The sequence below is a fragment of the Pseudoflavonifractor gallinarum genome, assembly GCF_014982855.1.
Classification (GTDB): domain Bacteria; phylum Bacillota; class Clostridia; order Oscillospirales; family Oscillospiraceae; genus Pseudoflavonifractor_A; species Pseudoflavonifractor_A gallinarum.
In genome coordinates this window covers 148,320-160,455 of the sequence record NZ_JADCKF010000001.1, presented here as the reverse complement: position 1 = coordinate 160,455, position 12,136 = coordinate 148,320, and the positions used below count along the sequence as shown (strand labels likewise).

Sequence of the window (12,136 nt, the reverse complement as noted above, 5' to 3'; positions counted from 1 at the left end):
CACTCCATTTCTGTTTTTTCCTATCAGATTTGATCGAGCTCCAGCCGCCGGAGCGGGAAGGGCTTTCCGTGCCCGGGGTAGAGCATCCGTCCACCGGACTGCCGCAGGACCTTCCAGCTCTCCCGGCAGTCCTCCAGGGACTCCACCGACACCGGGCGGTGCCGCCGGATCAGGGGACCGGACATGGCCGCATCCCCGCAGAAGAGGGTCCCGTCCTCGGTGAGGAGGGACATGGAGTCGGCCGTGTGTCCGGGTGTGTCCAGAAAGCGGACCCCCAGGCTGGACTCTAGCTCCCGCCGGCGCATCCCCTCCAGCGGGATGCAGCGGTTTTCCATTCCCCGGGAAAGGGGCGGGAAGGCGGCCGTCTCCCGGCCCAGCAGGTGGGTCAGGCCGCCCACCAGGTTCTCCCAGCGGCCGGGCGCGCGGCCCAGCCCCGGGTCTTTTCCGCTTCTCAGCCGCTCCAGTCCCAGCGGGTGGAGGAGCACCCGGGCCCGGGTGCCCTTGAGGAGCCCCTCCAGTCCCCCCGCGTGGTCGGCATGGGCGTGGGTGAGGAAGATCCATTGCAGCTCGCTCAGGCCGATCCGCCGGCTGAGCTGCCGCAGCAGCTCCTCCGCAGTTCGCTCACAGCCGGTATCCACCAGCAGATACCCCGCCAGGGTGGGGAAGAGGTAACAGCCGGCCCCGGCGGGGCCCAATGACAAGGGACGCATGGCATTCCTTCCTTTCTGCGGTCCTCACCGCTCTAGCGCCACCAGAAGCACCGCCAGATCGGCGGGGCTCACGCCGGAGATGCGGCTGGCCTGGCCCAGATTCAGGGGCCGGATCCGCTGGAGCTTCTGTCGTGCTTCCAGCCGCAGCCCTTCCATATGTTCATAGTCCAGATCCGGGGGGAGGGGGCGGCCCTCCAGCTTGCGCATCTCCTCCACCTGCCGGAGTTGTTTGTCGATGTATCCCTGGTATTTGACCGCGATCTCCACCGCCTCAGCCGTGGCCTCGGGCAGAGACGGGCGATCCGGGTCAAAGGGGGCGAGATCCCCGTACCCGATCCGGGGCCGCCGGAGCAGGTCGGCCAGCCGCGCTCCGTTGGGGGCGGGAGGCTCCCCATGCCCGGCCAGCATGGCGTCCAGGGCGGGAGATGGGGCGGCTCCGGTGTGCTCCAGGCGCTTGCGCTCCTTCTCCACGGCGGCGTATTTCTCCAGCACCCGGCGGTAGCGCTCCTCACTCACCAGCCCCACCGCGTGTCCCACGGGACACAGGCGCTGGTCCGCGTTGTCCTGGCGGTGGAGGAGACGGTACTCCGTGCGGGAGGTCATCATGCGGTAGGGCTCCTGGGTACCCTTGGTCACCAGATCGTCGATCAGGACCCCGATGTACCCCTGGTCCCGGCCGATCACCATGGGGGTACGGCCCAGCAGCTTCAGCGCGGCGTTCACCCCCGCCACAAAGCCCTGCACCGCCGCTTCCTCATAGCCGGAGGAACCGTTGAACTGTCCCGCTCCGTAGAGTCCCTGGACCACCTTGCTCTCCAGGGTGGGGAGGAGCTGGGTGGGGTCCACACAGTCGTATTCGATGGCGTAGGCCGTCCGGGTCATCTCGGCGTGCTCCAGCCCCGGGATGGTGCGCAGCATGGCCATCTGCACGTCCTCGGGCAGGGAGGAGGAGAGGCCCTGGATATAGAGCTCTTCGGTGTCCAGGCCCATGGGTTCGATGAAGAGCTGGTGGCGCTCCTTATCGGCAAAGCGGACCACTTTGTCCTCAATGGAGGGGCAGTAGCGGGGTCCCACTCCCTCGATCATCCCGGAGTAGAGGGGGGAGCGGTCCAGATTGGCCCGGATGACCGCATGGGTTTCCTCGTTGGTATAGGTGAGCCAGCACACCGCCCGGTTTTCCGGCGGCTGCTCGGTCTCAAAGGAGAAGGGGACGGGAGTCCGGTCTCCCTCCTGGCGCTCCATCCGGGAGAAATCCACACTCCGGGCGTGGACCCGGGGGGGCGTGCCCGTCTTGAAGCGGCGCAGGCTCAGCCCCAGCTTCTCCAGGCTTCGGGTGAGGGGGAGGGCGGCGGCCAGCCCGTCAGGGCCGGAGTCCCGGGCCAGCTCCCCCACGATGGTGCGCCCGCCCAAATGGGTACCTGTGGCGATGACCACCGCGCGCACGGTATAGATCCCGCCGGAGGCGGTGCGCACGGCCCGGACCGCTCCGTCCTCCGTGAGGACGTCGGTGACCTCAGCCTGCTTGAGCCAGAGGTTCTCCTGTCCCTCCAGGGTGCGCTTCATGACCTTCTGGTATTCCCGCCGGTCGGCCTGGGCCCGCAGGGACCAGACCGCCGGTCCCTTTCCCTTGTTGAGCACCCGGTATTGGATGCAGGCCGCGTCGGCCGCCCGGGCCATCTCGCCTCCCAGGGCGTCCAGCTCCCGGACCAAGTGGCCCTTTCCCGTGCCGCCGATGGCGGGATTACAGGGCATATTGCCCACCGCGTCCAGATTGACGGTGAAGCACAGGGTGCGCAGACCCAGACGGGCGGCGGCCAGGGCCGCCTCGATCCCGGCGTGGCCGGCGCCGATAACGGCGATATCATATTCTCCAGCGTGATAGTCCATACTCGCTCCTAACAGTCGGTTCTTTGCGCGGGCGGGAAGGGGGCCGCGCTATTTTCCATAGACGATCTCCACCGCCCGGGGAAGATTCTCAATTTCGGCCACCCGGGGCGCCCCGCCATACTCCCCGTCCAGGGTCCAGGGCAGCTCGCCGGCACAGGTCACCCGCAGGCGTGTGGTCTGGAAGGCCACCACCGCCCCGCCCGGCTCGGGCTTGGCCTGCATCAGCCCCATCACGATGCTCTGGAGCTGGGCGGCGTTTTGGGGCTGACGGATCAGGACCACCTCAAACTGCCCGTCGTCCAGTTCCACCCGCTCGGTGTTGGCCCCCTTGAAGCCCCCTACCGACACGGTGTTACTCACCATGCCGAAGAGGAAGTCCCCCTCCTCGGTGCCCCCGTCGTGCTCCACCCGCAGGCGGTAGGACTGAAGGGAGGGCAGCCGCGCCGCTCCCTCCAGCACATAAGCCAGATGACCGAATGCGTTTTTAAAGGGCTGGGGCGTATCGTAGGCCACATCGGTAAAGGCCCCGAAGGCCGCCACATAGATAAAGTACTCCCCGTTGAAGCGGCCTATGTCCACCGGCCGGGGCACACCTGCCCCGGCGGTCTCCATCCGGCCCGCCAAGCTACGGGGCAGGTGGAGGTTTCGGGAAAAATCGTTGGTGGTCCCGGCGGGGATATAGCCCACCGGCGGGCGGTTGGTGAGGCCCATGAGCCCGGTGATGGTCTCGTGGAGGGTCCCGTCTCCCCCGCAGCACACCACCCGGTCAAAGCTGCCCCCCAGATCGGCGGCCACCGCTGCGGCGTCCGCCTTGCCCTGGGTGGGGTGGATGGTCACCAGCCAGCCCTGCCTGGTAAAGCAGTCCACAACATCGGAAATATGGCTCTTGCTCCGCCCCTTGCCTGCATGGGGATTATAGATAAACAGCAGACGTTTCACAGCAGACATCCTTCCTTTCCTGCGCCCCCGACCGCAGGGTGGGGCGCACCTTCTTACAGCAGACATTATTATAATGTGTACTGAACAAAGCTGTATACCTTGAAAGCCAAGGCTTTCAAGGTATAATAGCTTTGTTCAAGTGCAAGAATTTTGGGCCGTTTGCGGCCAAAATCCTTGCACCACTCACACAGGTGCCGTGGCACGTGTGTGAGTATACTCATTGCAGCAATGTCTCAATGGATGTGAAAACGGCTGATCTCAGCCGCTTTCACATCCATTGCGCGGCAATGCCGCGCGAATAAACCACATGGCGGTTTATTCAGTAGACATTATTATACAAGAATCCGCCAAAAAAACAACCTCAGGCCCGGGACTTGCTTTTTTCTCTCCACTTTAGTACAATGCTGTATCAGATACCATAGAGTTGGAAGTGATTTCACATGGACCGCAAATCCCTGGCCGCCGCCTTCCCGGTGACGGTCCCCGTCCTGATGGGGTATCTGGCCATCGGCATGGCCTTTGGCTTCATGCTCCAGGCCATCGGATACAATTTCATCTGGGCCTTTTTCATGAGTCTGACCATTTACGCCGGTTCCGGGCAGTATCTGGGGGTGAGCCTGCTCTCCTCGGCCGCCGCTCTGAGCACCGTGGCCGTGATGACCCTGCTCATCAATTTCCGCCACCTGGTCTACGGGCTCTCCATGCTGGAAAAATTCCGGGGCATGGGTCTGCGCAAGTTCTACATGATCTTTTCCCTCACGGATGAGACCTATGCGCTGCTCAGCTCGGTGCAGCCCCCCGTGGGCGTGGACCCCAGGAATTTCTATTTTTCCATCGCCCTGCTGGATCAGTCCTACTGGATTTTAGGCTCGGTCATCGGCGCGGTGGCGGGGGCCCTTTTGCCCATCGACACCACCGGCATCGACTTTGCCATGACCGCCCTCTTTGTGGTCATCGCCGTGGACCAGTGGAGCGCCTACAAGCGCCATCTCCCCGCCCTGCTGGGGGCCGGGGTGACCCTGCTGAGTCTCTTCCTGGTGGGGGCGGAGAATATGCTTCTGCCCGCCCTGGGCGTGATCGTGCTGGTGCTGCTCCTGCTGCGCCAGCGTCTGGATGAGCGCGGCACCGCCGCCGGAGAGGAGGAAACCACATGTTGACCCCTATACAGGCCGTGGCCGCCATCGCCGTGATGGCGGTGGTCACCTTTTTGACCCGGGCCCTGCCCTTTCTCCTCTTTGACCGGGGAGACCATCCGCCCAAGCTGGTGCTCTATCTGGGCCGGGTGCTGCCCCCCGCCATCATCGCCATGCTCATCATCTACTGTCTCAAGGGCCCGCTTCTGGCCCTGCGGGACGGCTTTCCCCATCTGCTCTCCCTCCAGGCCGCGGGGGAGTGGCTCCCCGCCTTCCTGTCGGTACTGGTGGTGGCCCTCCTCCACCTGTGGAAGCGCAACACGCTCCTCTCCATCTTCGGGGGGACGGTGCTCTACATGGTACTGATCCAGGCGGTCTTTCCCTGAGAGGCAAAGCTGCCCTCCGGCGCAGGATTGCGCGCCGGAGGGCAGTTTTTTCGCGCTTTTCACGGCCGGGCCGGATAGCGCCCGTCCAGGATGCCGATGATCTCGGCCACACAGCTCTCGTCGCAGGAGGAGACCAGGCGGGCTCCCCACTCCCGCACCACGGGGGCGCAGTTGGACGGGGCAAAGGGGATGGCCGAGCGCGCCAGCATGGGGATGTCGTTCTCATTGTCTCCCACGCAGTAGATGTGCTCCGCTCCGATCCCCAGGCGGCGGGCCAGTTCCTCCACCATGCCGCCCTTGTTGCTCCCCTTGGCGGTGAGCTCCAGCAGCACCTGGTTGGAGAAGATGGCCTCATAGTGCTCCCCCCAGCGAGAGAGGATGTACTCCCGGGCCCGCTCCAGCACGCTGCGGCGGTCGTGCTCCAGCAGGACCTTGGAGAGGGGGCCGGGGATGTCCCGGATGGCCTTCTCCTCTCCGGGCGCGCCCACCCGCGCCAGATGGTTGCGGGTGATGATGTTGGGATTGTGGAGATAGATGTCGTCCCCGTGGTAGGCCTCCAGCCCGATCTCGGGGACCACGAAGGTCAGCTCCATCAGGTCCCCCAGGACCCGCTCGGGCAGGAAGGTCTCACAGACCATCTCTCCCCGGTCGAAATCGTACAGGGCCGAGCCGTTGGACAGGATGACCGGCGCATTGATGGGGGCCAGGGAAGCGCAGGGGGCAAAGGCAGGCCGGGCCCGGCCCGTGGCCACCGTAAAACGTCCGCCCTCCGCCGTAAAGTAGGCGATGGCCTCCACATTCTCCCGGGACACGGTCAGATCCGTCCCGTAGAGGGTGTCGTCAAAATCACTTACCAGCAGTACGCCGTCAAACTTGCCCAAGGGATCACCCTACCTTCCTTCTTATTCGATGTCCGCGCCGGTCAGATACCGCCCCATGGGCCGGTAGAGCAGCGCCCCGATGACCAGCGCCAGCACCATGTTGGGCAGCATATACACCCCGTTGTAGAGCAGGGAGTAGAGCCAGGGGCTGGTCATGGTCATGCTCAGAAACTCCTCCGGCATGTACTCGGCCCAGATGGTGGCACCCACCACATAGTGCACCAGGAACCGCCCGGCGCAGCCCAGCACGGTCCCGGCAAAGATGCCCCAGCGGCGGCCCCGGAACACACCGGCCAGCCCCAGCGCCGTGAAGGCCAGCAGATAGTCCCCCAGGATGGACTGCCACCCCAGAGCGAAGCCGCCGTCAAACATAAATTGCAGGATGCCCAGCACAAGGCCACCCAGCAGCCCGTCCTTCCACCCCCAGCGCACCGCGAAGAGCAGCACCGGGAACATGGCCGGGGTCAGGGAGCCGCCGTTAGGCAGCTCCAGAAATTTTACATAGCTGAGGATCTGGGCGGCCGCCACCAAAAGGGCCCCCTCACACAGCATGCGCACCCGGGTCCGGCTGGCCCGGGGCCTGGCTTCCATGGTCAGGTTCATATCGTTTTCCTCCTAAAAAGATGTACCGCAGCGCAGCCCCTGGGCGCAGTGCGGTACGAGTGAAACGACATGGTCCTTCCCCGTATGAATCCAACTTCCTACGCCGGCATGATCCGGATCAGGTCAAGGGTCCCCGCGCGGCGCTACGCGCGGATCTCAGCCGGACTTGCGCCCGACACCCCTGGGATTTGGAGTTGTTCTGTGGTTATACCCTATTCTATACCGGCCCCGTTTCCCTTGTCAAGGCGCGGCACTCATCCGGCGCAGCTTGGCCAGCACGGCCTGGAACCAGTCGGGCAGGGGGCACTCCACCGTGATGCGCTCCCCGGTGCGGGGGTGGACGAAGGAGAGCCGCCGGGCGTGGAGACACTGGCCCGCCAGGCCGGGGTAGGGACGCTTGCTCCCGTACACCACGTCCCCCAGCAGGGGGTGGCCGATGGAGGCCATATGCACCCGGATCTGGTGGGTGCGCCCGGTCTCCAGACGGCACTGGATGTAGGCGTATCCGCTCAGCCGCTCCAGCACGGTCCAGTGGGTGACGGCCTCCCGCCCCTCCGGGTCCACCGCCATGCGCTTGCGGTCGGTGCGGTGCCGGGCGATGGGTGCATTCACTGTGCCCTGGTCCTCCCGGAGGTTGCCCACGCAGATGGCCTCATACTCCCGGTAGAGGGAGTGGTCCTGGAGCTGTTCGGCCAGCCCCAGATGGGCAAAGTCGTTCTTGGCGGCGATGAGCAGGCCGGAGGTGTCCCGGTCGATCCGGTGCACGATGCCGGGCCGCAGCTCCCCGTTGATGCCCGAGAGGCTGTCGCCGCAGTGGTGGAGGAGGGCATTGACCAGCGTGCCGTCCGGGTGGCCGGCGGCCGGGTGGACCACCATGCCAACGGGCTTGTTGACCACGATGACGTCGTCGTCCTCATACACCACGTCCAACGGAATGTCCTGGGGCAGAATGTCCACCGGCTCAGGCTCCGGGAGGGAGAGGATCAGCGTATCCCCTTCGGTGAGCTTCTCGTTCTTTTTCACGGGAGCGCCGTTTTTCCGCACCGCCCCCTCCTCCAGCAGCCGCTGGGCAGCGGAACGGGTGAGGCCCTCCACCGTCCGGGCCAGGAAGCTGTCGGCCCGCTCTCCGGTCCGGTCAGCCCGCAGTTCCAGCGTCGTCATGGCCGCTCTCCTTTTCCTCCAGCTTCTCATAGAGGAAGAGATAGTAAGCGCAGAAGCCGATGCCCCCCAGCACCACGCAGATGTCGGCCACGTTAAAGACCGCGAAATTCATAAAGGTGGTCTCAAACATATCGGTGACAAAGTTGAAGAGGGCCCGGTCGATGAGGTTGCCCACCGCCCCGGCCAGCACCACTGCCACGCACAGGCGGCCCAGCCGGGTCCGGGTGACCCAGCCCTTGACCAGCACCAGGACCAGCAGGACCGACACGACCAGCGAGAGCAGGGTGAGCATCCAGGTGTGCTCGGAGAACATGGAAAAGGCCGCCCCGGTGTTCTGCACATAGGTCAGATCCATCACATGGGGCAGGAAGGGGATGGACTCCCCCAGCGGGATGTTGGCCCGCACCAAGTATTTGACCACCTGGTCGATGGCCACCAGGGCCGCAACAAGCACTGCATACAGCATGAAAAGGCTCCTTTGGAAGTTAGAATCGTTTTATTTTATCACGGTTCCGGCGGTGTGGCAACTGGAGTACGCCTGCCCGGCGGGGATCGCCTCCCCGGCGAGGGGAGCGCGCCTATTCGGCGGGAACCCCTCTTTCTTTTCGAAAAGAAAGAGGGGGGAAAGAAAACGCCGGAGGGGGAACAAGGGTGATTCCCCCTCCGGACCTCCCCCTCAGTGCATCCCCGGCGGAAAAGAGGGACCAGCGTCAGCAGAGGTGCATGCCCATATCCGTGAGAGCCTTTCGCCGCTGACGAGAGGTTTTGGTCTGGCACTTTAGATAGCGCTCAACTTCGACCCTCGTCGGGAGAGAGCACCCAGTTTACTACCAGGCTCACTAGGTACCTCATAGGCGGAAAGCCATTGCCTTTGGCTCAACGGACTTTTGCAATTGCTGAGACTTTCAGCTTAGCCCGTTGGGGCGTACTTGGAGGGGGTGCCGGGGGATACCTCCCCCGGTCCGTTCTTTCCCACCGCTTTCTTACGGAAAAGAAAGCGGTGCCCCCGCCGGGCAGGCGTGGCTGTCCAGCCAGGACACTGGCAAAAGGCCGATTATTCCTCCGACTCCACGGGGATCTTGCCGTGCTCCTTCTCGTACTGCTCCAGATAGGTCTCCACCGCCAGGCAGAGCTGCATATTGATGGAGCGCTTGTCCTTTGCAGCTAACACCCGAATTTTTTGCATAGCCTCATGACCAAGGCGCAGAGAATAAGGTGCTTCCTGTACTCCCATCACAATCCCTCCTCTAGAGTGTATCTATTTGTATCTTTATGATATCATTTAGATTCATCCGTCTCAAAGAATCATATAGAGTTGACTAGAGTTATTAAGAGTGATATGATACGACCAGAAGGAGGGAGTATCCATGAACACCGTGAAAAAAGACCAGTGCATTTCCGTCCAGGTCCCCCCGGAACTCAAGGCCAAAGCCCGCGCCCTGTCCAAGCAGACCAACCGCTCCCTGTCCCGCTATGTCCGCCTGGTGCTGCGCAGCCATATCCGAGAATATGAATTGCTCTACGGCCCTGTCTCTACCGATCCGTGATAAAAGCCCGCTCCCGGAAGGTTCCGGGAGCGGGCTTTTTATAAAATCGGATTTTAAGGGGGAGATTAACCCTCCACCACGGCGGCGCAGCGGTCGCACAGCTCGGCGTGGTGACCCTCGGTCCCGATGGAATCACAGTGGTTCCAGCAGCGGGGGCACTTGGGGGCCTCAGAGAGCTTCACAGCGATGGTGCAGGGGATGAGGGACTCCTCGTTCCGCTCGCCCTCCACCGCCTCGGTGGTGACGGTGACCTTGGACACGATGCACAGGCTGGCCAGGTCCACGCCGGCCAGGAAAGCGGCGTCCGCCTCAGACACGGAGAGGGTGATCTCGGTGTCCTGGGCCTTCTTGAACACGCCGGCATTGCGGGCGTTCTCCAGGGCCTTGTTCACGGCGTCGCGCAGGCTGACCAGCTTCTCCCAGCGGGCCTTGGCGGCCTCGTCCAGGGCATAGGCGGCGTTGTCACCGGGCATCTCGTTGAAGAGAACGCTCTCGCCGTCCACGTCCTTGGCGTGCTTCATGGCGTGCCAGATCTCGTCGGAAGTGAAGGCCAGGATGGGGGCGATGAGCCGGGTCATGCCATCCAGGATGCTGTACAGGGCGGTCTGGGCGGAGCGGCGCTCGGCCTCATTGCCGCAGTAGAGGCGGTCCTTGATGATGTCCAGATAGAAGTTGGACATATCCACCACGCAGAAGTTGTAGACGGCGCGGTAGACAGCGTGGAACTCATAGCGGTCGTAGGCGGCACGCACGGTCTTGACCAGCTCGTTGAAGCGGTACAGCGCGTAGCGGTCCAGCTCCATCAGGTTCTCCACGGCCACGGCATCGGTGTCGGGCTCGAAGTCGCAGAGGTTGCCCAGCATGTAGCGGGCGGTGTTGCGGATCTTCAGGTAGGCCTGGGAGAGCTGCTTCATGATGTCCTTGGAGATGCGCATGTCCTGGGTGTAGTCGGCGCTGGCCACCCACAGGCGGAGCATGTCCGCACCGTAGTCCTTGATGACCTCCTCAGGGGCCACGGCGTTGCCCAGGGACTTGTGCATGGCTCTGCCCTCGCCGTCCACGGTCCAGCCGTGGGTGATGATCTGCTTGTAGGGAGCCACGCCCTTGGCGGCGATGGAGGTCAGCATGGAGGACTGGAACCAGCCGCGGTACTGATCGCCGCCCTCCAGGTAGACGTCGGCGGGGAAGTGGAGGTAGGGGCGCTCATCCAGCACGGCGGCGTGGGTGGAGCCGGAGTCGAACCACACGTCCATGATGTCGCTCTCCTTGGAGAAATGGGTCTTGCCGCACTTGGGGCAGACAAATCCCTCGGGCACCAGCTCGTCGGCGGTCTTGTCAAACCAGATGTTGGAGCCGTGCTCCCGGAAGAGAGCGGAGATGTGGGCGATGGTCTCAGGGGTGACGATGTCGGCGCCGCACTCATCGCAGTAGAAGATGGGGATGGGCACGCCCCACACGCGCTGGCGGCTGATGCACCAGTCGTTGCGCTCGGTGATCATGCTGGTCATGCGGTCCTTGCCCCAGTCAGGCTTCCACTGGATGGAGTCGCAGGCCTGGACGGCGGCGTCCTTGATGGCGTCCACGGAACAGAACCACTGCTCGGTGGCACGGTAGATGATGGGGTTCTTGCAGCGCCAGCAGTGGGGATAGGAGTGGGTGATGTTCTCCTTGGCGACCAGGAAGCCCTCCTTCTCCAGGTCCTCCACCACCATGTCGTTGCCCTTGGCGTAGAACTGGCCGTTGTAGCGCTCGTCGGTCATGACGCCCTTGGCGTTGACGGGAACGGGCACGCCGATGTGGGTGAGGCCGGCCTTGTCATACTGCTGGCAGATCTGGAAGTCCTCGGCGCCGAAGCCGGGGGCGGTGTGGACGCAGCCGGAGCCGGCGTCCAGAGTGACGTGCTCGCCGTTGAGGATGACGCTCTCCCGGTCGAAGAGGGGATGCTTGGCGGTCATCAGCTCAAACTCGCTGCCCTTCAGGGTCGCCAGGACCTGGCAGGCCTCAAAGTCGATGTGGGCGGCCTTGCAGACGCTCTCGGCCAGATCCTTGGCCAGGACGTACACGTCCCCGCCCGGCACCTGGAGGAGGACATAGTCAAACTCGGCATTCAGGCAGATGGCGAAGTTGCCGGGGATGGTCCAGGGGGTGGTGGTCCAGATCACGAAGTAGACCTTGGAGAGGTCGGCGTACTGGCCCAGCTTGCCCTTGTCGTCCTGGACGGGGAATTTTACGAAGATGGTGGTACAGGGATCGTCGGCGTACTCGATCTCGGCCTCGGCCAGAGCGGTCTGGTCGGCGGGGCACCAGTAGACCGGCTTCATGCCCTTGTAGATGTAGCCCTTCTCGGCCATCTTACCGAAGATCTCCACCTGCTTGGCCTCAAACTCGGGCTTGAGGGTCAGGTAGGGATTCTCCCACTCGCCCAGCACGCCCAGGCGCTTGAACTGCTCCCGCTGCTTGTCCACGAAGTCCAGGGCGTACTCCTTGCACTTCTCCCGGAACTCGGAGGTGGTGAGCTCATCCCGCTTGATCTTCTTGTTCTTGAGGATGGCAGACTCGATGGGCAGACCGTGGGTGTCCCAGCCGGGCACATAGGGGGCGCAGTAGCCGGTCATGTTGCGGTGCTTGACGATGATGTCCTTGAGGATCTTGTTGAGGGCGGTGCCGATGTGGATGTTGCCGTTGGCGTAGGGAGGGCCGTCGTGGAGCACGAAGGTGGGCTTGCCCTCGTTCTTCTTCATCAGCTTGTGGTAGAGGTCGTGGTCATACATCTCCTGGAGCATGTCCGGCTCCCGCTTGGGCAGGCCCGCCCGCATGGGGAAGTCGGTCTGGGGCAGGTGAACGGTCTGGTTGTAATCCATGGGTTGGTTCTCCTTTTATACTCAGATT

The 12,136-nt window shown here is 63.6% G+C and carries 12 protein-coding genes and 1 riboswitch; of the genes, 3 read left to right on the top strand and 9 right to left on the bottom strand.

All coding sequences use genetic code 11. The features are described 5' to 3' along the window. Positions 1-23: 23 nt before the first annotated feature. The 3 genes from INF37_RS00770 to INF37_RS00760 are packed head-to-tail and all read right to left on the bottom strand — an operon-like array spanning position 24 to position 3,545. Complete coding sequence (locus INF37_RS00770) at positions 24-710, bottom strand: MBL fold metallo-hydrolase (RefSeq protein WP_186963158.1); 687 nt, start codon at positions 708-710, stop codon at positions 24-26. Between the two features lie 24 nt (positions 711-734). Next, entirely contained in the window at positions 735-2,597 is a 1,863-nt protein-coding gene (gene mnmG / locus INF37_RS00765) for a tRNA uridine-5-carboxymethylaminomethyl(34) synthesis enzyme MnmG (RefSeq protein ID WP_193535800.1), read from the bottom strand. Between the two features lie 48 nt (positions 2,598-2,645). Continuing rightward, positions 2,646-3,545 (bottom strand): diacylglycerol/lipid kinase family protein, encoded by a 900-nt coding sequence (locus INF37_RS00760; RefSeq protein ID WP_207724886.1) that lies wholly within the window; start codon positions 3,543-3,545, stop codon positions 2,646-2,648. A gap of 431 nt (positions 3,546-3,976) precedes the next feature. Here INF37_RS00760 and INF37_RS00755 point away from each other — a divergent pair, with 431 nt between their 5' ends. Then, positions 3,977-4,693 (top strand): AzlC family ABC transporter permease, encoded by a 717-nt coding sequence (locus INF37_RS00755; RefSeq protein WP_186963160.1) that lies wholly within the window; start codon positions 3,977-3,979, stop codon positions 4,691-4,693. Then, the gene (locus INF37_RS00750; protein WP_193535798.1) at positions 4,687-5,055 is read left to right on the top strand and encodes a branched-chain amino acid transporter permease; all 369 of its coding nucleotides are present in this window, start codon (positions 4,687-4,689) and stop codon (positions 5,053-5,055) included. Before INF37_RS00755 ends, INF37_RS00750 begins: the two co-directional genes overlap by 7 nt. Before the next feature lie 59 nt (positions 5,056-5,114). On the opposite strand, the gene INF37_RS00745 is transcribed toward INF37_RS00750, so the two are convergent. The 5 genes from INF37_RS00745 to INF37_RS00725 form a co-directional block, all read right to left on the bottom strand. After that, positions 5,115-5,936, bottom strand: a complete 822-nt coding sequence (locus INF37_RS00745) for an HAD-IIB family hydrolase (RefSeq protein ID WP_193535795.1) — start codon at positions 5,934-5,936, stop codon at positions 5,115-5,117. Positions 5,937-5,957: 21 nt separating this feature from the next. Further along, entirely contained in the window at positions 5,958-6,539 is a 582-nt protein-coding gene (locus INF37_RS00740; protein ID WP_235964107.1) for an energy-coupled thiamine transporter ThiT, read from the bottom strand. 78 nt (positions 6,540-6,617) lie between these two features. Further along, positions 6,618-6,732: riboswitch (TPP riboswitch) on the bottom strand. Positions 6,733-6,779: 47 nt separating this feature from the next. Continuing rightward, positions 6,780-7,700 (bottom strand): RluA family pseudouridine synthase, encoded by a 921-nt coding sequence (locus INF37_RS00735; RefSeq protein WP_193535793.1) that lies wholly within the window; start codon positions 7,698-7,700, stop codon positions 6,780-6,782. After that, complete coding sequence (gene lspA / locus INF37_RS00730) at positions 7,675-8,166, bottom strand: signal peptidase II (RefSeq protein WP_193535791.1); 492 nt, start codon at positions 8,164-8,166, stop codon at positions 7,675-7,677. The genes INF37_RS00735 and lspA overlap by 26 nt, the downstream gene beginning before the upstream one ends. Before the next feature lie 588 nt (positions 8,167-8,754). Continuing rightward, positions 8,755-8,934, bottom strand: coding sequence for a hypothetical protein (locus INF37_RS00725; RefSeq protein WP_193535788.1), 180 nt, complete (start codon positions 8,932-8,934; stop codon positions 8,755-8,757). 133 nt (positions 8,935-9,067) lie between these two features. Between INF37_RS00725 and INF37_RS00720 the strand changes: the two genes are divergently transcribed. Further along, entirely contained in the window at positions 9,068-9,247 is a 180-nt protein-coding gene (locus INF37_RS00720) for a hypothetical protein (protein WP_101692438.1), read from the top strand. A 65-nt stretch (positions 9,248-9,312) separates the two neighbouring features. Here INF37_RS00720 and ileS read toward each other — a convergent pair whose 3' ends face one another. After that, a complete protein-coding gene (ileS, locus tag INF37_RS00715) occupies positions 9,313-12,108 on the bottom strand; it encodes an isoleucine--tRNA ligase (protein WP_193535786.1) in 2,796 nt (931 codons plus the stop codon). Positions 12,109-12,136: the final 28 nt, after the last annotated feature.